General features: G+C 58.9%; 20 protein-coding genes. 12 read left to right on the top strand and 8 right to left on the bottom strand.

The genetic code is table 11. The features are described from left to right. Positions 1 to 253: 253 nt before the first annotated feature. Complete coding sequence (locus HDE72_RS12585; RefSeq protein ID WP_260176658.1) at positions 254 to 454, top strand: oxidoreductase-like domain-containing protein; 201 nt, start codon at positions 254 to 256, stop codon at positions 452 to 454. Here HDE72_RS12585 and HDE72_RS12590 read toward each other — a convergent pair. Then, a complete protein-coding gene (locus HDE72_RS12590) occupies positions 451 to 2,157 on the bottom strand; it encodes a methyl-accepting chemotaxis protein (RefSeq protein WP_183741273.1) in 1,707 nt (568 codons plus the stop codon). The two genes, HDE72_RS12585 and HDE72_RS12590, sit on opposite strands and share 4 nt — an antisense overlap. A gap of 473 nt (positions 2,158 to 2,630) precedes the next feature. Between HDE72_RS12590 and HDE72_RS12595 the strand changes: the two genes are divergently transcribed. After that, positions 2,631 to 3,455, top strand: coding sequence for a Crp/Fnr family transcriptional regulator (locus tag HDE72_RS12595; RefSeq protein ID WP_260176659.1), 825 nt, complete (start codon positions 2,631 to 2,633; stop codon positions 3,453 to 3,455). Between the two features lie 65 nt (positions 3,456 to 3,520). Here HDE72_RS12595 and HDE72_RS12600 read toward each other — a convergent pair whose 3' ends face one another. Further along, positions 3,521 to 4,417: a LysR family transcriptional regulator gene (locus HDE72_RS12600; RefSeq protein ID WP_183741275.1), complete on the bottom strand. Its 897-nt coding sequence runs from the start codon at positions 4,415 to 4,417 to the stop codon at positions 3,521 to 3,523. A 172-nt stretch (positions 4,418 to 4,589) separates the two neighbouring features. Between HDE72_RS12600 and hglS the strand changes: the two genes are divergently transcribed. The 4 genes from hglS (at position 4,590) to HDE72_RS12620 (ending at position 10,990) form a co-directional block, all read left to right on the top strand. Continuing rightward, positions 4,590 to 5,990, top strand: coding sequence for a 2-oxoadipate dioxygenase/decarboxylase HglS (gene hglS, locus HDE72_RS12605; protein WP_183741277.1), 1,401 nt, complete (start codon positions 4,590 to 4,592; stop codon positions 5,988 to 5,990). Between the two features lie 3 nt (positions 5,991 to 5,993). After that, positions 5,994 to 8,999, top strand: a complete 3,006-nt coding sequence (locus HDE72_RS12610) for an FAD-binding and (Fe-S)-binding domain-containing protein (protein WP_183741279.1) — start codon at positions 5,994 to 5,996, stop codon at positions 8,997 to 8,999. Between the two features lie 67 nt (positions 9,000 to 9,066). Continuing rightward, complete coding sequence (locus HDE72_RS12615) at positions 9,067 to 10,392, top strand: MFS transporter (protein ID WP_183741281.1); 1,326 nt, start codon at positions 9,067 to 9,069, stop codon at positions 10,390 to 10,392. 100 nt (positions 10,393 to 10,492) lie between these two features. After that, complete coding sequence (locus HDE72_RS12620; protein ID WP_183741283.1) at positions 10,493 to 10,990, top strand: DUF4265 domain-containing protein; 498 nt, start codon at positions 10,493 to 10,495, stop codon at positions 10,988 to 10,990. A gap of 188 nt (positions 10,991 to 11,178) precedes the next feature. Here the strand turns inward: HDE72_RS12620 and HDE72_RS12625 are convergent, their stop codons facing one another. Continuing rightward, positions 11,179 to 12,975, bottom strand: coding sequence for a glycoside hydrolase family 9 protein (locus HDE72_RS12625; RefSeq protein ID WP_183741285.1), 1,797 nt, complete (start codon positions 12,973 to 12,975; stop codon positions 11,179 to 11,181). Between the two features lie 235 nt (positions 12,976 to 13,210). On the opposite strand from HDE72_RS12625, the gene HDE72_RS12630 reads away from it, so the two are divergent. The 6 genes from HDE72_RS12630 to HDE72_RS12655 all read left to right on the top strand — a co-directional run bounded on the left by HDE72_RS12630 (position 13,211) and on the right by HDE72_RS12655 (position 22,384). Beyond that, positions 13,211 to 14,467: an ROK family transcriptional regulator gene (locus tag HDE72_RS12630; protein ID WP_183741287.1), complete on the top strand. Its 1,257-nt coding sequence runs from the start codon at positions 13,211 to 13,213 to the stop codon at positions 14,465 to 14,467. A gap of 123 nt (positions 14,468 to 14,590) precedes the next feature. Next, complete coding sequence (locus tag HDE72_RS12635; protein ID WP_183741289.1) at positions 14,591 to 15,478, top strand: carbohydrate kinase family protein; 888 nt, start codon at positions 14,591 to 14,593, stop codon at positions 15,476 to 15,478. 35 nt (positions 15,479 to 15,513) lie between these two features. Further along, on the top strand, positions 15,514 to 16,752 hold the full coding sequence (locus HDE72_RS12640; protein WP_183741291.1) for an MFS transporter: 1,239 nt from the start codon (positions 15,514 to 15,516) through the stop codon (positions 16,750 to 16,752). A 122-nt stretch (positions 16,753 to 16,874) separates the two neighbouring features. Continuing rightward, complete coding sequence (locus HDE72_RS12645; RefSeq protein WP_183741293.1) at positions 16,875 to 19,598, top strand: TonB-dependent receptor; 2,724 nt, start codon at positions 16,875 to 16,877, stop codon at positions 19,596 to 19,598. Positions 19,599 to 19,826: 228 nt separating this feature from the next. Then, positions 19,827 to 20,702, top strand: coding sequence for a chitosanase (locus HDE72_RS12650; RefSeq protein WP_260176660.1), 876 nt, complete (start codon positions 19,827 to 19,829; stop codon positions 20,700 to 20,702). Positions 20,703 to 20,920: 218 nt separating this feature from the next. Beyond that, positions 20,921 to 22,384 carry a DUF5010 domain-containing protein gene (locus HDE72_RS12655; RefSeq protein WP_183741297.1) on the top strand — a complete coding sequence of 488 codons (1,464 nt, stop codon included), beginning with the start codon at positions 20,921 to 20,923 and terminating at the stop codon, positions 22,382 to 22,384. 68 nt (positions 22,385 to 22,452) lie between these two features. Here HDE72_RS12655 and HDE72_RS12660 read toward each other — a convergent pair whose 3' ends face one another. The 5 genes from HDE72_RS12660 to HDE72_RS12680 form a co-directional block, all read right to left on the bottom strand. Next, positions 22,453 to 22,776 carry a helix-turn-helix domain-containing protein gene (locus HDE72_RS12660; protein ID WP_183741299.1) on the bottom strand — a complete coding sequence of 108 codons (324 nt, stop codon included), beginning with the start codon at positions 22,774 to 22,776 and terminating at the stop codon, positions 22,453 to 22,455. A gap of 7 nt (positions 22,777 to 22,783) precedes the next feature. Then, positions 22,784 to 23,101 (bottom strand): type II toxin-antitoxin system RelE/ParE family toxin, encoded by a 318-nt coding sequence (locus HDE72_RS12665; RefSeq protein WP_183741302.1) that lies wholly within the window; start codon positions 23,099 to 23,101, stop codon positions 22,784 to 22,786. A 193-nt stretch (positions 23,102 to 23,294) separates the two neighbouring features. Further along, the gene (locus HDE72_RS12670) at positions 23,295 to 23,630 is read right to left on the bottom strand and encodes an FKBP-type peptidyl-prolyl cis-trans isomerase (RefSeq protein WP_183741304.1); all 336 of its coding nucleotides are present in this window, start codon (positions 23,628 to 23,630) and stop codon (positions 23,295 to 23,297) included. A 168-nt stretch (positions 23,631 to 23,798) separates the two neighbouring features. After that, on the bottom strand, positions 23,799 to 24,182 hold the full coding sequence (locus HDE72_RS12675; RefSeq protein WP_183741306.1) for a hypothetical protein: 384 nt from the start codon (positions 24,180 to 24,182) through the stop codon (positions 23,799 to 23,801). Positions 24,183 to 24,431: 249 nt separating this feature from the next. Continuing rightward, positions 24,432 to 24,809: a hypothetical protein gene (locus HDE72_RS12680; protein ID WP_183741310.1), complete on the bottom strand. Its 378-nt coding sequence runs from the start codon at positions 24,807 to 24,809 to the stop codon at positions 24,432 to 24,434. Positions 24,810 to 24,927 lie beyond the last annotated feature (118 nt).

Consider the following 24,927-nt stretch of genomic DNA (forward strand, 5'->3'; position numbering starts at 1 on the left):
ATGGATCATCGTTCTTGCGGCACCTCCGTGCCCCGGGACATGCTGTACGGCGAGTGCGGGAGCGTTGAGGAGATGTGCTGCGATGGCGGCGGAGATTGCGCCGGCGGAACATCGCGCGCAGAAGATACAATATCAGTGCTGTAAACGATACCCTAATTCGATGCAACTGTACACGGAAACCGTGATTTTTGAGCAAAAACCGTTCCAGCGGCGCACGGTTTGTATGGCCCTCGCGCCTGCTACACTGCCAGCCATGACGACCACTCCCCACGATCCGCAGCCACAGCCGCCTGCCAAGCCTGGCAATGACGAATGCTGCCATAGCGGCTGCACCTTTTGCGTGCTGGAAATGTACCAGGAAGACCTGGCCACCTATGAAGACGCGCTGCGCGCCTGGCAGCAGCACCAGGCGGCCGCAGTACCGAAGCCGCGGAAAACCCGCAAGACCCCTTAAAAGCTTTCCCATTCATCGGCCGGCGCGCCAGCCGGCTTGCGCGGCGCCAAGCGGGGCTGGGCCACTGCCGTGACTGGCCCTGTAGCCGGCTTCACCACTGGCGCTGCCGGCACTGCTGCTGCGCGCGGCGCAGCCTGGAAAACCGCGTGGTGCGCGGCGTCGAGCTTGAACACGCTGACCACCTGCGTCAAGCTGGCCGCCTGCTCCTGCATCGATTCTGCCGCGGCTGCCGCCTCTTCAACCAAGGCCGCATTTTGCTGCGTCACCTGGTCCATCTGGGCAATCGCCTGGTTGACCTGCTCGATGCCCGCGCTCTGCTCGGCGGTGGCGGCGGTGATCTCGCTCATGATATCGGTCACGCGCGTGATGCTGGCCACGATATCGTCCATCGTCATCCCCGCCTGGTTCACCAGCGCCGAGCCGGCCTCGACTCTTGCGACAGAATCGCCGATCAGCACCTTGATATCCTTGGCCGCCGCCGCCGAGCGTTGCGCCAGATTGCGCACTTCGGTCGCCACCACGGCAAAACCGCGCCCCTGCTCGCCTGCGCGCGCCGCCTCGACGGCCGCGTTCAGCGCCAGGATATTCGTCTGGAAGGCGATACCGTCGATCACGCCGATGATGTCGACAATCTTGCGTGACGAGGCATTGATCGACGCCATCGTGCCCACCACTTCGCCCACCACCTTGCCGCCTTCGACGGCGATGCTGGCCGAGGTCAGCGCCATGGTATTGGCCTGGCGCGCATTGTCCGCATTCTGGCGCACGGTCGAGGTCAATTCTTCCATCGACGACGCGGTTTCTTCCAGCGAGCTGGCTTGCTGCTCCGTGCGCGACGACAAGTCCTGGTTGCCGGCCGCGATCTGGCTGGAGGCGGTGGCGATGGTGTCCGTGCCACTCCTCACCTGCCCCACCAGGTCTTGCAGACTGGCATTCATGTCTTTCAGGGCTGCCATCAATTGCCCGGTTTCATCTTGTGACGTCACCACGATGTGCGCCGTCAAGTCGCCAGCCGCCACCTGCCGCGCCACACCGACCGCCGCGTTGAGCGGGCGCGACACCGTGCGCGCCACCCACAGCGCCAGCACGAAACCGAGCGCCACGATCCCCAGCAGCAAGCCAAGCACTGCAGTACGCGAAGCGGCATAGGTGTCATCGGCGCTGGCGCTCGAACGTGCGCCACCGTCGGTATTGAGCTTCACCAATTTATCGAGCACGCCCGTCATCTCTATCATGATCTTGGCCGATGGCCCCACTGCCAGCGCATTTGCTTCCTCTTTCTTCATGCCGCGCGACAAGACCATCATGGTCTCGTGCACACGCATGAATTGCGTGTTCAAGGCCAGCAGCTGCTCAAACAGTTCCGGCTCGCCCGGTTCGGAAATCAAGCTGCGGTACGTGGCCAGATCCTCCTTCAGCTTGACACCGGTGGCAGCCAGGCGCTGCTCATTGGCTGCCATGTCGGCCTCCTGGACCGACAACATATGCGCCAGCTCCCAGCGGCGGAAATCGCCCATGTCGCTGCGCAGGAACAGGGCCGCCTCCACGCTGGGCATCCAGTTGCGCGACAGGTCACTGGCGGCGTCATGAATACGCGCCATCGCGAAAATGGCCGAGACACCCAGCGCAGCCGTCAGCAACAGCACCGCGCCAAACGACAGCAGCAGCTTGTTGGCGATTTTCAGATCAAAAAACCATTTCATGCATTGCTTCCTTCATCAAACTATTTATGGGGGGGCGTGACAGCCGCACGCGGCAAAAAACGTGGACAGGAGGTGCAAGTATCACGAAAAAGACGGCATCCAACTGGGAGTCCATACTCAAATGCAAGTCGATTTGCTCAATAGCAAGATTTTATCATTGCCTGACATAGTGGCAAAAAAGATTGCAGGCCATCACTGCCAAATAAGCGCCTTTTTCTTGCTTTACATCATATGTTCGTCAAACTTCGTCTATTTCCACACGGAAATTACCATCGGCTAAGCCATTTTCCGCGTAGGAGCCGGATGACATGGGGCAATGTTCCTAGCCTACATAAGGACGTCGGCTCATCCGATGCCAGCCAGCGCGGCCAGCCCTTATAGTAGATACATCAATTCGAACAAGTGCAATGCCAGCAAAGCAGGCAAGCAGCGACAAGCAAGCCATCCAACAAAACCAGAAGATGAGGCCAAACATGTACAAAGCTTATAGCAACCTGACCCCGGCAACGAACACCACCCCAGTCACCGCGCACGACTGGAAAGCCGCTTCCACGCCGTCCATCGCGCCAGCCACGCCAGTGATCAGCATCACGGGCGCCCAACAAAACGAATTGCTGCGCGCCTTGTCACGCAGCGACCTCGAACGCCTGTTTTGCCAGCTTGAACTGGTCGCCCTGCCAGTCGGCAAGCACTTGTTTGATTTCGGCGACAAAATCGATTACACCTACTTTCCTACCAATGCCATCGTTTCCCTGCTGTATGTCATGGAAGACGGCGCCACCACCGAGATCGCCGTGGTCGGCCGCGAAGGCGTGGCGGGCGTGGCGCTGTACGAAGCCGAGCGCGCTACCTGCACGGCAGTCGTGCAAAGCGCCGGTTACGGCTACCGCCTGAAAACAGCTTTCCTGCGTGAAGTCTTCAATGAAGGCGGCGCGCTGGCCAAATTGCTGATGCGCTACACCAGCGCCATGTTCGCCCAGATGGCACAAAACGTGGTCGGCGGGCGCCATTGCAGCATCGAACAAAAGTTGTGCCGCTGGCTGCTGGACCGCCTCGACCGTTCCCTGTCGAACGAATTGAAAGTCACGCAAGACACCATGGCCAATATGCTGGGGGTGCGCCGCGAAAGCATTACCGTCACGGCCCGCAAGCTGCAGGACGAAGGCTTGATACAGTACCGCCGCGGCACGGTCGAAGTGCTGGACCGTGCAGGCCTGGAAGCGGCGGCCGGCAATTGCTACAAGGCCGCCCGCGCCGGCTTTGAACAATTCCGCAGCGATATCAGCGCAGCCAATTAAACGCTGAAAGCTGCTGCGCCTCACCTGAAAGCACGCTACGGCGTGCTTTTTTTATGCCCGTGCGCTTAGCGCTCCAGCGACGACTCCGCCACCAGCCATTCGCGAAACGCCTTCAGGGGCGGATACATTGCGCGTTCGACGGGCCAGGCCAGGTAATAATGTTCGGCGCTTGCCATCGGCAGCGGAAACACGGGCACCAGCTTGCCGCTGTCGAGTTCCTGCTGGATCAAAAAACTGGGCAGCAGCGACACGCCAACACCCACCATGGTCGCTTCGGCGATGGTGGCAAACTGGTCGAACAGCATGCCGTGCGCCGCACCGCGCGAGCTGCCATGCAGGGAAAACCACTGTTCCCAGGCGTCGGGCCGCGTGCTCAGATGCAGCAGCACCTGCTGACGCAAATCGTCGGGATGCTGAAAACCCACGCGCGCCTTCAATTCAGGACTGCACACGGGCAGTACTTCTTCAGAGCGCAGCAGCGCCAGCTCGGCCTCCGGCCAATGGGGATGGCCGAAGTGGATCGCGGCGTCGAAACTGGCCGTTCGAAAATCGAAATACGAGAGCTGCGTTTTCAGGTTCAGCATCACGCCCGGATGCTGCGCAAAAAAACGCGGCAAACGGGGCGCCAGCCAGCGGCTGCCGAAAGTGGGAAGAATCGCCAGGTTCAGCGTGCCACCATCCGGGTTGGAACGGATATTGAGCGAGGCCGCGCGGATACGCTGCAGCGCGTCGCCGATTTCGCGTGCATACAGCTCACCGGCCGGCGTGATGCGCAATGATTGATTTTCACGCACGAACAGACGCGCTTCCAGTTGTTCTTCCAGCGCCTTGACCTGGCGGCTGACGGCGCTCTGCGTGAAATTGAGTTCCTGCGCCGCAGCCGTGATGCTGCCCAGGCGTGCCACCGCCTCAAACGCGGACAGCAAGGCAACAGAGGGAAGAAAGCTACGCGGGGTTTGCATGGGTCATACCGTTTCAGAATGAAGTCTTGAGTAAACAGCTCAGCTACTGCGCTGCGGCGTCGGCATAATTGTATTCCGAATATGCCGGTGCGTCGTGCCCAAAAACTCGCGCCAGCCGCCGCAAAAACAATCTCACCCAAACAACAGTCCCGTGCCAGCGAAGGAAAGCATCATGCAAGCCCAATACGTTCATCCCGACGACATCCGCAGCCAGTTCTCGCAGGCCATGTCGGCCATGTACCGTGCCGAAGTGCCCCAGTACGGCACCTTGCTCGAACTGGTCGCCGACAGCAATGCCGATGTATTGGCGCAAAACGCCGGCTTGCAGGCGCTGCTCGAACGGCGTGGCGAAACGGGGCGCCTGAATATCGAATACCACGGCGCGATCCGCCTGGGCACCGCCGCCGAACTATCCGGCATGCGCCGCGTGTTTGCCGTAATGGGCATGCAGCCGGTCGGCTACTACGATCTGTCGGTGGCCGGCGTGCCCGTGCACGCGACCGCCTTCCGCCCGATCGACGATGCGGCGCTCAAACGCAATCCCTTCCGCATCTTTACTTCGCTGCTGCGCCTGGAACTGATCGAAGACGCGGCGCTGCGGGCCGAGGCCGAACAAATCCTCGCCGCCCGCCAGATCTTTACGCCGGGCGCGCTGGCACTGCTGGACGCGCACGATCTGCAAGGCGGCCTGACAAAAGAGCAGGCCACGCAGTTCGTCGAACAGGTACTGGAAACCTTCCGCTGGCATCAGCAGGCGACCGTCTCGGACGCGCAATACCAGCATCTGCACGACGCCCACCGTTTGATCGCCGACGTGGTCAGCTTCCGTGGCCCGCACATCAATCACCTGACACCGCGCACGCTCGACATCGACGCCGTGCAAGCCGGCATGCCCTTGCGCGGCATCGTGCCAAAAGCCGTCATCGAAGGCCCGCCGCGCCGCGCCTGCCCGATTTTGCTGCGCCAGACCAGCTTCAAGGCGCTGCAGGAAACCGTGCTGTTTAGCGGCGCTGATGGTCAAACTGTGCAAGGCCAGCACACGGCGCGCTTCGGTGAAGTGGAACAGCGTGGCGCCGCCCTGACGCCGCAAGGCCGCCAGCGCTACGATGAACTGCTGAACGCCGCGCGCAGCCACGTGCCGGCGACCAATACCCCGGCCTATACGAAAGCGCTGCAGGACATCTTCAAGGATCTGCCCGACGACTGGGACGCCATGCGCGAACAGGGCCTGGCTTACTTCCGCTACAGCGCCACCCCGGCCGGACTGGCGGCGCAAGCTGCGCCTGCTGGCTCGATCGGCGAGCTGCTGGCCAGCGGCCTGCTGCAATGCGACCCCATCCTGTATGAAGACTTCCTGCCCGTCAGCGCGGCCGGCATTTTTCAATCGAATCTGGGTGGCCCTGCCGGCGCAGCTTATGCGACACGTTCAAACCGCGATCAATTCGCCGAAGCGCTGGGCCAGCAACCGCACGACGAACTGGCCCTGTACGCCAGCGCCGAACTGGCCTCGCTGCAGCAAGCCTTGAGCGACCTTGGCCTGCATCAGGACGCGGCCGCATTGCTGCAATCCTGATCGATGACGACCTCCATTCTTCCACAGCGCCTGGCGGCCTTCCTCTCCGCACTGGCCGCCAGCGGCTACCGTGGCGACATCGCGTCAGATATCGCCACGCGCGCCGTGTTCGCCACCGATAACAGCATCTACCAGCTGCTGCCGGCGGCCGTGCTGTACCCGCGCGAAGGCGAAGACCTGAACCACATCGTGCGCCTGGCCGCCAGCGCCGAATACGGGCCGATTCCGCTGGCGCCGCGCGGCGGCGGCACCGGCACCAATGGCCAATCCTTATCGAGCGGCGTGGTCGTCGACACCTCGCGCCACATGAACGGCATCGTCTCTTTCGATGCCGAACGGCGCCTGGTGACGGTGCAGCCGGGCGTGGTGCTGGACCAGCTCAATGCCTACCTGAAGCCGCACGGGTTATTCTTCCCGCCGAATGTGTCAACCGCCACCCGCGCCACCCTGGGCGGCATGGTCGCCACCGACGCCTCGGGCAAGGGCTCGCGCATCTATGGCAAGACCTCGGACTATATCGAGGCCATGGACATCGTGCTGGCCGATGGCAGCGACTGGTCCGTGGCAGACATCGACGATAACACCAGCGCCACCGTCGCCGCACGCACTGACATGGCCGGCGCCATCCACCGCGAAGTGCGCCGCGTCGTCACGCAGCAGCGCGAGCGCATTGCCGCGATTTTCCCGAAAATGAACCGTGGCCTGACTGGCTACAACCTGCAGCATGTGCGCGGCACCGACGGCGCTTTCCGGCTGGCCTATCTGCTGGCCGGTTCCGAAGGCACCCTGGCGCTGACCAAACAAATCACCTTGCGCGTGATTGCACGCCCCAGCCACCGGGCGCTGGTGGCGGTGCGTTATGCGCATTTCCAGATGGCCCTGGCCGACGTGCAGCGCCTGGTCGCGGCCGAACCGGCAGCGATTGAAATCCTCGACGACAAGGTACTGGGACTGGCGCAGCAGGACGTGATCTGGAGCGGCATCGAAAACGTGCTGGGCGGGACCACGGCGCAGCCGGTGCTGGGCCTGAATTTTGTCGAATTCGTCGGCGACAGTGCGGCCGCCGTGCAAGAACAGGTAGCGCGCCTGGAAGCACTGCTGGCCGATGGTTCGGAGCGGGCGCTGGACTGGGCCGTCGTCACGGATGCGTCCACCGTGGCGCAATTGTGGACCTTGCGTGAAAAAGCCGTGGGTTTGCTGGGCCGCCTGGGCGGCGCGCGCCAGGGCACGGCCTTTGTCGAAGATACCGCCGTGCCGCCAGAAAAACTGGCCGACTATGTGGCCGAATTCCGCGCCCTGCTCGACAGCCACGGCCTGGCCTATGGCATGTTCGGCCACGCCGACGTAGGCTGCCTGCATGTGCGCCCCCTGCTGGACATGAAAAACCCGTTTGATGCCGCACTGATACGCCCGATTTCCGATGGCGTGGCCGCGCTGACGAAAAAATATGGCGGCCTGCTGTGGGGCGAGCATGGACGCGGATTCCGCGGCGAATATTCGCCGTTTTTCTTTGGCCCGGAACTGTATGCGGAACTATGCCGCATCAAGGCCGTGTTCGACCCGCAGAATATCTTCAATCCAGGCAAGCTGGCCACGCCAGGCCCGCAAACAGCGCTACATAAAATCGACCGCATCGACATGGTGCCATTGCGTGGCCAGGCTGATCACCAGATCGATGCGGTGCGCATGCAGGCTGTCGAACGGGCCGTCGCCTGCAATGGCAATGGCGCCTGTTTTTCCTGGGATGCCAGCGACCCGATGTGCCCCTCCTACAAGGCCACGCGCGACCGCACGCAATCGCCGAAAGGGCGCGCCACCTTGCTGCGTGAATGGGCGCGCCTGGATAGCGTGCAACAAGCCGCGCCATCCGAAGCCGGCGCCACCGCATTGCAGGCGATGGAAACAGAGCTCAAGACTTCCTTGTCGACCTGCTTGTCATGCAAGGCGTGCGCCAGCCAGTGCCCGGTGCGGGTCGATATACCCGCCATGAAGTCACGCTTTTTGCAGCACTACCACCAGCGCGTGCCCCGCTCGCGGCGCGACCGCCTAGTGGCCCGCATGGAGCCTTTGCTGGCGTTAGCCTCCAAGGCGCCGGCGCTGGCCAATCTGCTGTCGCAAAACCGCGTCACTGGCGCCATCTTGCGCAAAATGTTTGGCCTGTCCGACCTGCCGGCGCTATCGACCAGGCCGGTGCAAGGTAAAGGCGACAAGCTGCACCCTTCGCAGCCGCAAGCCCTGCAGAAATTGGCAGTCTTGCCGTCAGATGAAAAGCCGCGCCACGTTATCCTGCTGGAAGACAGTTTTACCAGCAGTTTCGACACAAGCGCCGCGCAGGCCGTGCACGATGTACTGACGCTCTTGGGCTACCGCGTGCACCTGGCCAGCGCGACTGCCAACGGCAAGTCGCTGCATGTGCTGGGCATGCTCGATCAATTTGCGCCCGTCGCCGAAACGGCCCGCTCCTGGCATGGCCAACTGGCGGCCACAGGATTGCCTTTGCTCGGCGTGGAAGCGGTAACGATGCTGATGCACGAGCATGAGTACAAAGTAGACGGCAAGGTAGCCGGCGCCGCCGAAACGCAGGTGCAATCGGTCGATCAATTCCTGTCCACCGAGCTGGAAGCGGGCAGGCTGCACTGGCCGCAATCCACACCCGCTGCAGCAAGCGCGCCGTTTCGCCTGTTCCTGCACTGTACCGAAAAGACGGCACGCCCGCGCACCGGCAGCCAGTGGAGCAAGGTCTTTCACGCCGCCGGCCTGCAGACCGAGGTGCAGGCGACGGGCTGCTGCGGCATGGCCGGCCTGTTTGGCCATGAACAGGAACATGTGGCCATGTCGTCGCAGTTGTTCGACCTGAGCTGGGCCCCGAAACTGGCCGGCGCAGCGCCGGCGCAGGTACTGGCCAGCGGCTTTTCCTGCCGCTGCCAGACCGAGCGCCAGGCCGGCTTCCGCCCCCGCCATCCGGCCGAAGCACTCTTGGCGCAGTTGCGCGCAGCGGGGTGCAGCTAGGCGCATTTATTCCCCCACTATTTGGCAGCACCCGATATGATTAAAATGATAAACACTGGAGACATGCATGAAAATAGACGCAGCACCCCTGGCACCACCGATGACTGAGATAGAAAGCGATCGCCTTTACCGGCGCATCGCCTTGCGCCTGATTCCCTTTCTATTCCTGGCCTATCTATTTGCGCTGATCGACCGCACCAACGTCGGTTACGCCAAACTGCATTTCATGAACGATCTGAACCTGACCGAAGCCGATTATGGCTTCGGCGCAGGCCTGTTCTACGCTGGCTACATCCTGCTGGAAGTACCGAGCAATATGCTGCTCGAGCGCGTCGGCGTGCGCAAGACCCTGTTCCGCATCATGGTCGTGTGGGGCATGGCGACCATGCTGATGGCCTTTGTCACGTCGCCGGTGCAATTTTTCGCCATGCGCTTCCTGCTGGGCGTGGCCGAAGGCGGTTTCTATCCTGGCGTGCTGCTGTTTTTGACTTACTGGTTCCCCGCGCAGCGCCGTGGCCGCGCCTTTGCGCTGTTCCAGATGTCCAACCCCATCGCCGGCATCAGCGGCTCCCTCATCGCCGGCTGGACCATGACCTCGATGGACGGCGTGTTCGGCCTGCATGGCTGGCAGATGCTGTTCCTGATGGAAGGCATACCGCCTATCCTGCTCGGCTTCCTGGCCCTTTACGTGCTGACTGACAAGCCGGAAAAAGCCAAGTGGCTGTCGACGCGCGAAAAGGCGCAGATCGTGCACGATATCGGCCCCGCACCCGCGCCCGACCCGGATGGCAAAAGCAATCTGCAGCGCACCCTGCGCACGCCGATGGCCTACCTCCTGGCCATGGTGTATTTCACGCAGCTGTCTGCCGTCACCCTGATTTCACTGTGGGGGCCCAGCGTGCTGAAAGAACTGGGCATCACCGATGTGAAATCCATCAGCCTGATCTCGGCCTGCACTTACCTGGCGGGCTTTGCCGGCATGTATCTGATCGGCCGCCATTCGGACCTGAAACTGGAACGCTACTGGCACTACATCTGCTGCGCCTCGGCGATCGGTATCGGCGCCTTGCTGCTGGCGACCTTCCACACCAACCTGACCTTTGCGATTGCCTGCTACACCCTGATCGTGATCGGCATCTTCGGCAGCTATGCCGTCTTCTTCACGATTCCGGCCACGCTGTTCGACACGCGCATCAAGGCGACCGGCATCGCGCTGATCACCATGCTGGGCAGCTCAAGCGGCTTCTTCATGCCATGGGTGATCGGCCTGATCAAGAACGAAACAGGCAGCATCTTCTACGGCGTCGCCGCCACCGGCGCGCTCAGCCTGTGCGGCGCCTTGCTGGTGCTGTTTTTCGTGCCGATGAATGTGGAGAAGGCCAGCAAGCCATAAACCAATCATCAGTGAGCATGATCAAGGCACGCCACCCGGCGTGCTTTTTTCATTGCGGCAGGCGCTACAATAGCCACACTCCACCGTCATGAAAGTAGTAATGAAAGATATTGATTGCACCGGCCTGCTACACATCCGTGTGCTGGCAGGCGAAAATGAGGACGGCCCCGTATTCGAATCGCTGCCCGCCCGCCAGATCGACGAACACGTCTACGAACTGCTGGCCTCGCCCGGCCTGACCCTGAACCTGGCGCGCGGCGACGTCATCAACATCGCCAACCCGCTGGCGCCCGCCCAGGTGCTTAAACGCGGCGGCAACTTCTGCATTCATATTTACGCCGACGACACCCCACAAGCTGCCGTCGACCAGCTCGCACGCGAAGTGCAGGAACAACTGGGCGGCACCCTGGACGGCCAATACGAAGGCAACCTGACCTTCAGCGTCCCCAGCCGCCACGGCATCTACAACATCAACGGCCCCTTCGACGCCTTCCGCGACGCGACGGGGATCGAGTGGTACTTTGCCAATATCTACGTCAATCTGGAGGATGACGATGATGAGACTTTATTAAACTGGTGGCTCGAAGAACAAGCTTGACTGGTATGCCCGCACGTTATGCGGCGGCCCCTCCCGAAGGATGACTACCATCACCCATCCGAGCTTCCGTACTGCCTGCGCTAAAAAAAACCCGGCAGCGAGCTACCGGGGCTTAAAGGAGAAGTACCAAAACCTGGCGCGCAAGCTGTTTTCGTTGCACGCTATATTGACCGTGAAGGGCAGACGCTTTATCGCGCCATCGTCACCGCATTGAGCAACAGCCACGCAGAGTGTGGCAGCCATTGCTCTACCCAGCGCCATTGATTTTCATCGGGACCGGGCGCAAAAACGATGCCGCGCGCGGTGCTGCTGTCGGTGGCGCCAGTAATGCCGTTCGAAACACCGCCCTTGGTCATCGGGCCGGCGCTGTCGGCATCGGGCGGATTGCGTACGCCGAAGCCATGCAGCATGCTCATGCCGTAGGGGTTGCGGCCCAAGGTCCAGTCGACCTGGTTCTGGGCGAATTCGGCCAGATTGGCGCTGATGCCAAATGCGCCTGCAGCTTGCGGCGCGGCTGCCCGGCCGCCAAGAATTGCGGCGGTGCTGAGCGAGGACAGGCGCGCGCTTTCACCTTGCCACCAATAGCCGGTCTCATTGTCATGAGGCATGAAGAAACCTTCGTAGACTTTCCTGGAAAGCTGGCCCTTGTCATAGGTGCGGAAGGTCTGGCGCGCATAGTTATACGGATTGACGACCTTGCTGTCGAGACGCAGTTGCGCGTCGAGCGCGGTGGCAATCGTCTTTTGCGCGCGCGCAATGCGTGCCGCATCCGTTTCGATTTCACGGTAATACACCAGGCTCAGTATCGGCAAGCCCGCTTCAACGCCATGGTAATAGGGACGACTTCCCTTGTCGCTGATGAACCAGCCATCGGCCGTCAGCCGGCCGCTCAGCTTGCCGGCGCGGATGCGCGCTGCCGCCAGGTATTGTTGTTCGTGCGTTGCATGGTACAACTCGGTCGCAGCCATCAACGCGGTATAGTCGTCAATGATGTTTTCCTTGCCGTCGTAACAGTATTCGAGGTTGTGGACCTGCAGATGCTCAAATGCGCGCCTGGCGTCGGCCAGATAGGTTTCAGCGCTGAACTCGCCGTGCGCGCCGCTGCTTTTGGCGAGAATGGAGGCGCGCGCCAGTGCCGCGATGGCCATGCCGCCGCCAGCGCGGAATGACGATTTGTAGCTTTTGCTGTATTTGCCGTCGAGTCCCTCAAAGCCGGTAACCATGCGTTCGGCATTGTCGGTGCCCCATTTGTCGAACACGGTAGTATAAAAGTAGCCTTGTGGATCAAGGATGCGGTGCAGATAATCGGCGCCCCAGAAGGCTTCGTCCAGTACTTTCGCCTCCAGCCCCGCCTTGCGGTACAGTTGTGGTGAGGCCGACGCTGTTTTTGCCAGCACCCAGGTCACCATCGATGCCTGTTGCGGATTGAAGAAATTAGCGTAGGAAAGATGCGACAGATATTTTCCTTCGTCGCCGCCCGCGTCGTTCCAGCCGCCCCAGACATCGGCGTAGCGCTGGCTATCGTAGATGCGCAGGTGGCGGTCCTTGATATTGGTATTGCGGCTGCTGTGGAAGTAGGCCAGCAAACTGCTGGCGGTGGCGTTGAACAAGGCGTTCTCTTGCACGATGACGGGAGCCGATACGGCTTTTTCTCCGCCCAGTTCAGCTTCGATCACATAGCTGCCAGCTTCGCTATCCTGTGAAAAATCGGCGACAAAGTAGTGTTTGCCGGCGCCCCATTCGTCAAACGCGGGTAGCGCGGTCAAGTTGCCCTTGCTGCTTTCCTTGCCGTCCCGCAGCACGCGATAACTGCCGCCGCTTTGCTGTCCCAGATATTCGACGATGGCTTTCTTGGGGCCATGCGCTTCCAGCGAAACCTGGTTGACTTGCACCGAGATCAATGCGGCAGCGGCGGCATCAGCGGCCTGGGCGGGGGCCACGGCAAACAGGGAACTCAGGAGCAGGGTCAGCAGGGGGACGGACAAATTATTTTTTAAAGCAGCGTGGGATGGGTATCGCATGTTGAGCCTTATAGTTGATTCATGTCATATTTTCTATTGTGCTTTTAGAATACCATCAGAAATAAATACAAACAATGATTGTAAGAAATGTTTTTCATCGGCGCCGGCTGCGTTAAATGCTTTTACGGGCGCGCTGGTCATGCGCCCCGGGAGCGATGGTCGGGTATCATGGTAGTTTTCGAAGAAGATTTTTATTGACATGAAAAGAAACATTAGCCGTGGAGCAACACAACAATCCAGTGCGCCGTATAACCGGCGCGTGGTGTTGGATTTGATACGGCAACAAGGATCAATTTCCCGGAAGGAAATTGTCGATGTGGTGGAGCTCAGCCCGCAAACTGTTGCTAATATAACCAATGACCTGGAAGCAATCGGCTTGATCGTGGCGCGCCGCCAAAAGGTCGAAAATTCGCGCGGCCAGCCACCGATTGAATTCACGCTCAATCCGGACGCCGGCGCATCGATCGGCATCAGCCTGGAGCCAGGCAGCGCCTCGGCAGCACTGGTCAACCTGGTCGGCGACGTACTGGCGCGCTGCAAAGTCGAGGTCGACACCCGTGATTCCAACCGGGTGCTGGCGGCAATGGTGTTGTTAGTTGGCAACTTGCGGCGCAGCGCCAGCGGACGGATCTGGGGCATCGGCGTCGCCATGCCGGGGCCGCTGGTGCCGACCGAAATCAGCTTTGTCGGACCGACCGTACTGGAAGGCTGGAGCGATATGTCGGTGCTCGACGACCTGCGCGATGCCGTCAATCTGCCGGTTTTCTACAGTGTCGACAGTGTCGCCGGCGCCTTGGGCGAAACCCTGTTCGGCATGGCCAGGGCGATGGATAATTTCTTTTACATGCATTTTGGCATGGGACTGGGCGGTACCCTGGTGGTGAACCGGGCGGCCTACCGCGGTGCGAATGGCAATGCAACGGAAATCGGCCATATCCCGGTGGTGCATGGCGGCACGCCTTGTTACTGCGGCAATACGGGATGCCTGGAGCGCTATGTTTCCTTGCACTCGCTGGCCGAAGCGCTGAGCATCGACGATCGCGGCGTGCACGAACTGCCGTTCGCCGACTGGATCAGCGACGCCAGCCAGACGGCCTTCCACGCCTGGTGCAAGCAGGCTGCCGCGCGGCTGCGCGATGCGATCGGCATCATCGAAAACATGCTCGATCCACGCACCATCATTATCGGCGGCTCGGCGCCGAAGGTACTGGTCGAGCATCTGGTCAGCCTGGCCCAACCGCTGTTGAAGTCGGTGCGTGGTGGCTTGAGCGGTGGTGGCGAGCGCATCCTGTTATCGCAAAAACAGGAGGATAGTTCCATCTTGGGGGCCGCAGTGTTGCCCTTATACGACATGCTGGCACCCAATATTGATGTACTGCAACACGACCGCCGCGCAGAGGCAGATATGGCGGAATTACTAGGGCAGCGTGGTGCAGCGCGCGGGGGTAGTCTGTAGAAAAATACTTACATCCATTGGATTTAATTATTGACGTAGTGAGAATGGCAATTTATATTTATTGCCATGGACACTATAAAACCCCACCTCAGTATTATTGGAGATCTCGGCGTTGACCTCGTCATGGGATCGATCGATGGATGGCCGCAGATCGGCACGGAAGTCATCATGTCGCGCAGCGAGTTGCGCGCAGGTGGTTCCGGCGCCAATGCAGCTCTCGCGATGCGCCATCTCGGGCAGCCGGCACACCTGATCTCGGCGGTCGGCAACGACGACTTCGGCACCTGGCTGGGCACCCAGTTCCACCAGCTGCGCAGCGACTTCCAGGTATGCCCGGTACCGTCGACGGTATCGGTCGGCATCATGCATGCCGACGGCGAACGCAATTTCTTCACCACCCAGGGCCATCTCGAACACCTGTCGCCCGGCTACGCACTGGAGCAATTGCCGCCAGCTGCCTGCCCGGGTTCCATCGTCCTGTTCACCGGCGTATTTTTGCTGCCAGCGCTGCGCCGCGACTACCCCTACCTGATGAACACCGTCGCATCGCTGGGCTACCAGGTGGCGCTCGACACCGGCTGGCCTTCCGACAACTGGAACGCGGATAACCGTGCCGAATTCGCCACGTGGCTGCCACTGTGCGACCACTTGCTGATCAACGAACTCGAAGCACTCAGCATCACCGATACCTCCAACCTCGACAGCGCCATCGCCGCCCTGTCCGCCGGACTGAAACCCGGCGCTACCCTGGTCGTCAAAACCGGCCCGCGCGGCGCCATCGGTGTACAGAACAACGAGCTGATCGAGCATGCCTCCGAAACCGCCGCCATCTTCGACACCATCGGCGCGGGCGACTCCTTCAATGCCGGCTATCTGGCCGCCCGCCTGCAAGGCGCTTCCTTGCCACAAGCCTTGTCCACAGGCTGCCGCGCGGCAGTCGCCATCCTGACCCGTTTCCCCCGTCACACCATCGTTCCCGGCGAATTCGCGTCGGTGCTTACCCACGGCTAGTTCACACAAGATTAATAAAAGACAAGAGACAAATCATGAAAAATCGCCGCCTGCTAATCCTGTACATCATGTTGATCTGGTTCGTCATTTCCTTTGTGACCAACCTGATCGGGCCCTTGATGCCGATCATTATTAATGACTTCCATCTGAGTTTGGGCATGGCCGGTTTCCTGCCATTTTCATTTTTCCTGGCCTACGGCTTGATTTCGATTCCAGGTGGCATATTGGTTGAACGCAAGGGCGCCCGCAGCACCTTGCTGATCGCCTTTGGCTTGAACTTCCTGGGCAGCCTGGCGATTGCGCTCAAGCCCGAGTATGGCTTCGTGATCGGCGGCTTGTTCGTCATTGGCCTGGGCATGGCGCTGCTGCAGGTGGTGATCAATCCCCTGTTGCGCATCACTGGCGGCGAGTCCCAATTTGCTTTCTTCTCGGTGATGGGGCAACTGGTGTTCGGCCTGGCGTCATTTGTCAGCCCGGTGGTGTTCCAGTGGCTGATGGAGCGCCCTGGTGCGGCCGGTTCGGCGCTGGTGTGGGTCACGTTTTACTGGGCGTTTTCGGGACTGTTCTTCGCCCTGATCGCCATCAATTACAGCTTGCCACTGCCACGCGTGGAATTGAACGAATCGGAAAAAGCGGGCGGCTGGAACGCTTACCGCGAACTGTTGAGCCGTAAAGATGTGCGTCTGTTTTTCCTCGGCATCGTCGCCTACGTCGGCACCGAGCAAACGCTGGCGAACTGGATGTCGCAATTCCTGATCACCTACCACAACTATGCAGCAACCGGTGCGGCAGCGGACGCGGTGGGCCAGTTCTGGGGCCTGATGTCGGTGGGTTGCCTGGTTGGCCTGGTGCTGCTGAAACTGCTCGACTCCAAGATCGTGCTGGCCATCTTTTCAGTGATGGCGCTGGGCTGTGTGGCGCTGGCACTGTATGGCACGGCTGCTGTTGCGATCCTGGCTTTCCCGGCCGCCGGCTTCTGCCTGTCGGTGATGTTCTCGGTGATCTTCTCGCTGGCGCTCAATTCCGTGCCACGCCATCAGGGCGCCTTTTCCGGCATCTTGTGCACCGGCATCCTGGGTGGCGCGGTAGTGCCGTTGCTGGTGGGCCAGCTGGGTGACCACATTGGCCTGCGCGCCGCAATGAACGTGGTGTTCGTGACCTTGGGCTTTATTTTCGCGATCAGCTTCTGGGCCCGGCCATTGATCAGCAACGAAACGACCGGCTGGTTCAAATCCGGCAAGCGCCTGGCTGCTCGCCGGCAGGGCGCCGAGTAACACATGAACCAAGCCATGCAATAACACATTAAACAGCAGCAAAGATTGCTAGACACCCTCCCCCCGTGACCGGGGGGCTGATTTTAAAAATAACTCAACCACAAGAGTAGTCGGAGAAACACATGCATATCGTAACTCGCGCACATCGCGTACACCGCACCCCTGTCGCCCTCGCCGTCGCCATGGCGCTCAATAGCCTGATCGGTGTCGCCCAGGCGCAGCAGGCCCGTGCGCCGGAAGCCCCCGGCGCCACCGATGCGCCGCTGGAACAGATCGTCGTGACCGGCGTGCGCGCCTCGCGCGAAAAATCGCTGGTCAAGAAACGTGATGCCGATTCCGTCATGGATGTGGTCACTGCCGAGGATCTCGGCAAACTGCCGGACAAAAATATCGCCGACGCGGTGCAGCGCTTGCCCGGCGTTAATATCAGTTCCGGTTCCGGTGGACAAGGTGGCTTTTCCGAGAACGACCGCGTCAGTATCCGCGGCACCAACCCCAGCCTGACGCAAACCACGGTCAACGGCCACACCATCGCCACCGGCGACTGGTATGTCGGCGACCAGAGCGGTACGGTAGGACGCAGCGTCAGCTTCACCTTGCTGCCGTCGGAAATCGTCAGCTCGGTGGAAGTATTGAAAAGCGCGCAGGCCGACCTGATCGAAGGCGGCACCACCGGCAGCGTCAACATCGTCACCCGCAAACCGCTCGATTTCAAGAAAACCCTGACCCTGGAAGCCACGGTGCAAGGCATGTATGCCGACTTGCCCGGCAAGACGGCGCCGCATGCAAATGCCTTGTTGAACTGGCGCAACGAAGACAAGACCTTGGGTTTCATGCTGCAAGCGTTTTCCGAGTCGCGCAATGAGCGCCGCGACGGCCAGGAACTGTTCTTGCTGGGACAGGGCACGATCAGCCATCCAGACGTCATCGCCGCGCATCCGGACTTGAACGGCGTGGCTTACCCGGCGCAAATCGGTTCCTCGCTGTTCACCCAGAAGAGCCAGCGCCGCGGCGCCCTGTTCGACGTGCAATTGAAGCCAAGCCGCGACCTGACCCTGGAAGCGAATGGCTTTTACTCGCACTTCAGCGGCACCAACCTCGATACGAATTACCTGGCCAATCCGACCGGCCTGCTGGAAAACGGCATCTCGCCGACCAGCTATAAAGTGGTCAACAACACCCTGGTATCGGCCATCTTCCCGAAAACGAATTTTGATCCGTCCGGCGTCAGCCCCGGCGCCGACCAGCCTATCGCCGGTTTGCGCGATTCGATCTACCGCCCGAAAGCAGCGTCGATGGCGTCCTACCTGGACCTGTCGGCCAAATACCGCCCCAACAAGCAATGGCAACTCAGCAGCCAAGTGGGCTACACCAAGGGCCTGGGCGAAACGCCGCATGACTATGGCCACGAAGCATTCCTGATCAACTCGCCGATGTCCTACCAGATGCATGGCAAGGGCGGACCGGCCGATGTCGCCTTCCCCGGCGTCGATACCGGCAATTTCAACAACCCGGCCAATGTCACTAATGGCGGCAGCTGGTCCAGCTCCTATCATGTGGCCGACAGCGAAGCCTACGGACAGCTCGATGCGCTGGTCGACCTGGACCATGGTTATCTGGAAAGCGCCAAGTTCGGCGTCCGTTACGCCTCGCACAAGCGCCAGTCGGAAGGCCGCAATTTCGGCTGTTCGGCCGATGCCAACAATGTCTGCTTTACCAATCCGGGCCAGACCTTGCCGTTGCCGGCCTGGTCGGGCACCGTTTCACCAGGCAATTTTGGTAGTGGCCTGGGCGGCGGCTCCGGCTTCCTGTCGCGTTTCTGGACCCTGGAACCGAACGCCATCGCCGCCTGGCAAAACACCTACAACAACGTCGACCTGGGACCGAATTACCAGGGCAACTTTACCGTCAAGGAAAAAGTCGCCGCCGCCTACGGCATGGTGAACCTGGCCGGCGAACACTGGCGCGGTAACGTTGGCGTGCGCGTGGCCAATACCCGCCAAAGCAGTGCGGGCTACAATTTCGACGAAGCCAATCTGCCGGTGGCTTCCACGGTGGAACACCATTACACCGATGTGTTGCCTAGCGCGAACTTCAAGTTTGACCTGAACAAGGACCTGGTAGCCCGCCTAGCCGCCTCGAAAACCATGTCGCGCCCCGATTATTCGGCACTGACGCCAGCCGTCACGCTGAACAACATCAACGGCACCGGTTCGGGCGGCAACTCGGAATTGAAACCGATCCGTTCGAATAACTTCGATGCAACGCTGGAATGGTATTACGCGCCCCGTTCGCTGGTATCAGTGGCCGGTTTCTACATGGACATGCCTTCGTACGTCACGTTCGGCTACAACACCCGCCGTTACCTCAATACCTCGACCAACCAGTTCGCCGATTTCGTGATCACCTCGCCATTCAATATCGCGGCCAAGAACAAGGGCGTTGAACTGGCCTGGCAGCAACCGCTGTGGGGAGATTTCGGCGCGCTGGTGAACTACACCTATGCCAACGGCCGCACGTCGGACGGCATGGCCCTGGTCGGTTCCTCGGCAAACACCTTTAACACCGAGCTGTACTACGAGAAAGACGGTTTCAGCACCCGCCTGGCTTATACCTACCGCTCCTCTTTCCTGGTCGGCCTGGCCAATGTCTCGCCGCAATATGCAGCCGGCCTGGGAACGCTGGCAATGTCGCTCAATTACAAGGTCAACGATAACGTGACCATCACCTTCGATGCCTTGAACCTGAACAATCCGGTCTTGAAGTATTACGCCAACGCCGAACGACCGCAGGCATTTTATTCGAGCGGCCGACAGTTCTTCCTCGGCGTCCGGTTATCCAACTAATTAGCTGCCAGTAACTTCGCCAGCCCCCTCTGGCGAAGCACGGCATCACCCTGTCCTTCATTGCAGTTGAAAAAAATATCCTGTCCCGGGAGGACGGATATCGCCAGATGATGTGTCATTCAGCGATAACGCGCACCCAGAACAGGCTTACCCCGAGCATTTTGCTCACTGTCGTTAAACCTGGAGAACCATATGATGAAGCAACATTTCACAAAATTGGCCGTTTGCATGACAAGCGCCGTCCTGCTCACCGCTTGTGGCGGCAGCAACGATACGGCCGGCAGCAGCAACCAGCTGGCGGCCAGCGTGGTCGCCGTCGGCGGCCCGATCAACCATGACGCCTTCTTCCCTGCCGCGACGCTGCAGTTCCTGAAGGACAAAACGGGCCTGGACGGCGAACAGTGGGACAACATCATGCGTTTGGTCAACAAACCAGAGCAGGATACGGTCGACTGGAACAAGTTTTATGGATACTGCGAAAACATCAATGACGACCGTGGCTACACCATCGGTATTTTCGGCGCCACCACCGGCGGTTCGAACGATGGCCACCCCGATGGCCCGGCCTTGTTTACCGCCTTCGATGCCGCTAATGGCTCGACGGCGCCTAGCGTTGCGGGCGGCCTGGCGCGTGCCGGCGTGCATGGCGCCATGAACGGCAACATCCTGAAAATCACCGATAAAGCGAAAGTGTTTTGCAAGCAGATCAATAGCCTGCAAAGCAATCCTGCCTGGCAAGACGCGATGTGGAAAACCTTCTACAGCGTCTACATACAGTACGCCGTACAGCAAGCTGGGCAGCGCGGTTTTGCCAGCGCACTGACCATCGGTTCCTTTATCGATACTGCCTTGAACCAGGGCGCCGATGGCGGCGTCAATACCCTCGAAGGCTTGTTGAAACGCAGCACCGGTGCAGACGAAGCATCGTTCCTGACCAGTTTCTACGCCCAGCGCACGAAAGTCGTCGATACCAGCCAATTTAACCAGGCACCGAACGGCGCCAACCGCGTCAAACAGTGGAGCACCTTGAAAGACCAGGCCTACTTCACGCTGAAGAACGCAGACGACGCCGTGGCGAAAGCAACCACCTGGACCTTGAAATAAGCGATTCTGATCGTTAATCATTACCCTTTACCACGGCCAGCGGCCGTGGTATTCCACCCGCCCTACGGTATCCCCGCCCCCTCCGCACAACTGAAGAAAACTTGCTTGGCTACAATTTTCAAGCTACCATCCGAAAATTAGTATCGATGGAAAGTATTTATATTAAATTATTTCATCGACAGCGTTTTCACCATCAGGCTATTCACCAAGGGATATCCATGCTTTCAACAACAGATAGCGTGCTCAAGAAATACGTGCTGGCGGCCAGCATGCTGTTTGCCTGTGCTCCATATGCCCAAGCGCAATATGTCGGCGTCACCTTCGGTTTCAACTACACCTCGCAAACCGAAATCCTCGGCCCCGATACGGGCACCTACAATACACCGCTGTATAACCCGGACCCGAAAAATCCCGATGGCACCTGGGATGCCTGGGTGCGCGAACTGGGCGAGGCCGGGGTCGATTTTGTCGCGCCCAATGTGCGCGGCGCCTACCCTATCGCCAAGTGGAGCCCGGCAGGCATGGCGCCCATCGTCAAGGCCTTGAACCAGACCGGGCTGGCCGGCCAGATCAAGGTCGCGCTCTTCGATGACAACGCCGCCTCATGGACGGAGCAATGGAACCAGGCCAAGCACAATTCCCTGCCCTTCGACATCGGCAACCCGGCCAACTGGACCTATATTTATGACACCAACTACAAGGTGTTTTTTGAAACCATTCCTGACGCCAACCGTTTCAAGATTGACGGCAGGCCAGTGATCATTATCTGGACGGGCAACCAGGCAACCGTCACCAACGAGCAGGGCAATTACTCGGCCGCCATGCGCTATGTGCGCCAAAAGTGCATGCAAGATTTTGGCTTCAATCCCTACATCATCGTCAACACGGATGCGCTGAAAAACGACACCACCCTGGCCGCCGTGGTCGATGCCGCCCAGGCCTGGTCGGGCGGTGGCACCTCGACCCTGACCGACTTCAACCGCAGCAAAATCGGCGTCGCCTTCCCGGGCCTGTTCGCACCGACATCGCCCACCTTCCGGGACCCCGACCATGGCAAGACTTTCGATACGGCATTGAAGAACACGGCCGATGCGGGCGCCCTGCTGACACTGGTCGAAGGCTTCACCGATTTCCTTGAAAACGCCTCGGTGTTCCGTGTCCGTAACCTTGATGAGCAAGGACAGCCGCTGAGCTATCAGCAAACCCTGTATGACTACCCCAACCAGCGCATCAACGTCCTGCGCGCCCATAGCCGCAACCCATTTAATGCCGACCTGAAATTCGCAGCGGCCGGCGCCGATTACTTTGGCGGCGCCAATGGTGGCAATGGCAAGACCAACTTCTACCGCAACGGCAACATCGCCATCGAACCAACAGGCGACACCGGCGGCGGCGTCAACGTCGGCTCCATGCAAAACGGCGAGTGGCTGGAATGGGAACATGTCCCCGTGAAAGCCAACTCCCACTTCCAGGTGCGCATCGCCACACCCAGCGTGGGACGCCAGATGCACTTCGTCATCGACGGCGTCGCGCAACCTTCACAAACCTTGCCCAGCACGGGTGGATGGCAAACCTGGACAACCGTCGACTTCGGCACGCTGGGGCTGAGCAGCGACTCTTACCATACCGTACGGATTGTTTTTGATAACGGCGGGGTTAACTTCAATTGGTGGAAGTCTTGAGATAAGGACAGTCAATAAAAAGGGTTAGCGCCAGGCTAACCCTTTTTTCAAGCTGCTACAGCATCAACTCAGCGTGCCCTGACATCTTGCAGCGACCGCTTGAACACCTTCAAATCCTTGGCTGCAAAAAGCTGATTTCTCCCCACTGCACTTGATGTTTTGATCTTGCCGGACGCCACGTACCGACGGAAGGTAGAGATCGATACGTCCAAATACTCCGCCGCTTCTGCGGCAGTAAACTCAACCCCTGCCAGGTGGCCAAATACTTGATCATGGGAAAAATTTTGACCTTGCACATTCGGCTCGGCGAGCAAGGCAAAAAACTTTGCACGCTCTGTCGTTGCCAGCTGCGTAAAATTCTTATAGACAGCTTCCGCGGTAACTTCGCTCATACGGCCCTCACGATTTCAAATACTTCTTCAGGCTTGCATAGAAATTCTCATGCGTCCCGATTTGATAAAAATCAATAAACAAGAGCTCTATCTCTACGCCTCCCGCCTTGAGCTCCTCTTCTGCAGGAGGACGGTAAGCGATTAAATACTGCTGACGATTGTGTGTAAATTTATAGACCCGGATACCCTGCAGGTCGCCAGACTTCGCCTCACCGAGACGAGGATGCTCACAGACGAACTCAACCGCATCTTCAATGACCATTTGAAACGGCCCTGATTGCTTTTTTACAAATTTCTCGAAGGGAGATTTGTAGATGGGTTTCATTTTTTGAGTTCTATACTGCTCAAAAATGAGTATATATGATGTCAATCGTACTTACAATAATAGATTGAATTCAGGTACTTGAAGAAGCAAGCGCCTGCAGCCGGCTAACATCGCCGCAAGTCAGAACAGTAACCAGAACCGGCGCAGCGCAGCTAAGGTGTTTACTTCGCATACAGCAGCGCCCTCTCCTCGCCTAATCCCGCGTCAGCACTTCCAGCAATTCAATCTCAAACACCAGATCAGCATTCGGCGGTATCAAGCCCACCTGGCGCTCGCCATACGCCAGCTGCGCCGGCACCCACAGCTTGCGTTTGCCGCCGACCTGCATGCCTTTCAAGCCGATAATCCAACCCTGAATAACCTTGTTGTTGCTCAGCACGCACTGGAACGCGGCGCCGCGCTGGTGCGAGGAATCGAACTCGGTGCCGTCTTCCAGCCAGCCACGGTAGTGGGCTTTAATCAGCGCGCCGCGCTCGGCGGCCTTGCCGGTGCCGATTACGATGTCTTCGATTGTCAGTTCTGTCGTCATGGTCTGTGTCTTCCTGTAAAAGTATGCCCGCAGCGATGCTGCAGGCGCCATGCAAAAAGCCCCGGCAGTTACCTGGCGGGGCTTTGTTGTTCGCAAGTCATTGGGTGGCATTGCAATAACTGACGCAAATCAAATGTCATCCAGCGGCTATTGCTTTGCCATCTTGCCCTATTCGAAAACGAAACCATCCACGAATGCGCCATCCTGGTAGATAATTCTTTCGTTCAAAACCATGACGGTGTGGCCCTGCAAGCCGACATAACCGCCCAAACGGTTTTTTGCGTTATATTCGTAGAAGGAGCACCAGCCAAACACCGGTGTTCCCAAGCCTTTCTTTTTGCCGCATTTCACTGGCTCTGACACGACGAATTGGGTCACACTGGCCGGATCATACAAGTTACGCTCAAAACTACGACGCAGGAGTTGCTCGATATTTGCTGGCTTCTTGCCGAAATCCCCTGCAGCCATTTGTGCTGGAGATGGATCAGGCGACAGACTTTGGCAGCCCGAGAGCACGATCACAGCAATAAGAGCACCCAAATATTTCATCATTTTTTACCTTTCACCATCAAGAGAAACCTATGGCAACATTTTAGGAGATTTCTTATTTTAGATGTGGAATTTGCTTTATAAAAATAACAAAAAATCCCCGGCAGTTACCTGGCGGGGCTTTCACTTTACTGCTCAAAATTCTGGTGGACCTCCCGTGAGTCGAACACGGCACCAACGGATTATGAGACACATGCTCTATTGCATAAATCACAAAACCAAGAGAGATTTTTCACAAAAAAATGTCCTGCATTAAGAACTAATTCTCTCCGAAAAACCTCCAGCTGAGCGAACTATAGTGAAGTATTCTTTCACATAGTGACCATCCGATTGCATACCGCTACTATCGCGGATCAGTTCATTCTTAATTGTATCTGGAAATTTAGCCATTGAAACGGGATTAACACGTGACAACATGCTATCTGACAAAAAAATTAAATTGGTATAAGTTCTCAAAACAGAAACAGGAGAAACAGTTACCACACTAAGCTCCCCATTATTATTATATTTTTCATATGAAAATACCCCGCCATTACCCTGCGACGTAATTCTACTATAATCAGACTCTTCAAAAATCCCCTTTTTAGTAAAAATCGTATCATAAAAACTAGGCGACCTCTGGTAAAGCATACACAAGTAAATAAGCAAATGAATAGTTGATTAGCGCTGATCTTCATCTTTGCCGAACCGTCCTGCCTGCCAATGGTCCAACCTAGTGCAGCATAACGCTGCCGATACCAACGGGGGC

Source organism: Janthinobacterium saanense (assembly GCF_014200675.1).
In the GTDB taxonomy this organism is placed as follows: domain Bacteria; phylum Pseudomonadota; class Gammaproteobacteria; order Burkholderiales; family Burkholderiaceae_D; genus Janthinobacterium.

What these genes read in the sequence shown, in the direction of transcription:
- HDE72_RS12585 (WP_260176658.1), top strand. Translation starts at nt 254, where the DNA reads ATGACGACCACTCCCCACGATCCGCAGCCACAGCCGCCTGCCAAGCCT.
- HDE72_RS12590 (WP_183741273.1), bottom strand. Translation starts at nt 2,157, where the DNA reads ATGAAATGGTTTTTTGATCTGAAAATCGCCAACAAGCTGCTGCTGTCG.
- HDE72_RS12595 (WP_260176659.1), top strand. Translation starts at nt 2,631, where the DNA reads ATGTACAAAGCTTATAGCAACCTGACCCCGGCAACGAACACCACCCCA.
- HDE72_RS12600 (WP_183741275.1), bottom strand. Translation starts at nt 4,417, where the DNA reads ATGCAAACCCCGCGTAGCTTTCTTCCCTCTGTTGCCTTGCTGTCCGCG.
- hglS (WP_183741277.1), top strand. Translation starts at nt 4,590, where the DNA reads ATGCAAGCCCAATACGTTCATCCCGACGACATCCGCAGCCAGTTCTCG.
- HDE72_RS12610 (WP_183741279.1), top strand. Translation starts at nt 5,994, where the DNA reads ATGACGACCTCCATTCTTCCACAGCGCCTGGCGGCCTTCCTCTCCGCA.
- HDE72_RS12615 (WP_183741281.1), top strand. Translation starts at nt 9,067, where the DNA reads ATGAAAATAGACGCAGCACCCCTGGCACCACCGATGACTGAGATAGAA.
- HDE72_RS12620 (WP_183741283.1), top strand. Translation starts at nt 10,493, where the DNA reads ATGAAAGATATTGATTGCACCGGCCTGCTACACATCCGTGTGCTGGCA.
- HDE72_RS12630 (WP_183741287.1), top strand. Translation starts at nt 13,211, where the DNA reads ATGAAAAGAAACATTAGCCGTGGAGCAACACAACAATCCAGTGCGCCG.
- HDE72_RS12635 (WP_183741289.1), top strand. Translation starts at nt 14,591, where the DNA reads ATGGGATCGATCGATGGATGGCCGCAGATCGGCACGGAAGTCATCATG.
- HDE72_RS12640 (WP_183741291.1), top strand. Translation starts at nt 15,514, where the DNA reads ATGAAAAATCGCCGCCTGCTAATCCTGTACATCATGTTGATCTGGTTC.
- HDE72_RS12645 (WP_183741293.1), top strand. Translation starts at nt 16,875, where the DNA reads ATGCATATCGTAACTCGCGCACATCGCGTACACCGCACCCCTGTCGCC.
- HDE72_RS12650 (WP_260176660.1), top strand. Translation starts at nt 19,827, where the DNA reads ATGACAAGCGCCGTCCTGCTCACCGCTTGTGGCGGCAGCAACGATACG.
- HDE72_RS12655 (WP_183741297.1), top strand. Translation starts at nt 20,921, where the DNA reads ATGCTTTCAACAACAGATAGCGTGCTCAAGAAATACGTGCTGGCGGCC.
- HDE72_RS12660 (WP_183741299.1), bottom strand. Translation starts at nt 22,776, where the DNA reads ATGAGCGAAGTTACCGCGGAAGCTGTCTATAAGAATTTTACGCAGCTG.
- HDE72_RS12665 (WP_183741302.1), bottom strand. Translation starts at nt 23,101, where the DNA reads ATGAAACCCATCTACAAATCTCCCTTCGAGAAATTTGTAAAAAAGCAA.
- HDE72_RS12670 (WP_183741304.1), bottom strand. Translation starts at nt 23,630, where the DNA reads ATGACGACAGAACTGACAATCGAAGACATCGTAATCGGCACCGGCAAG.
- HDE72_RS12675 (WP_183741306.1), bottom strand. Translation starts at nt 24,182, where the DNA reads ATGATGAAATATTTGGGTGCTCTTATTGCTGTGATCGTGCTCTCGGGC.
- HDE72_RS12680 (WP_183741310.1), bottom strand. Translation starts at nt 24,809, where the DNA reads ATGCTTTACCAGAGGTCGCCTAGTTTTTATGATACGATTTTTACTAAA.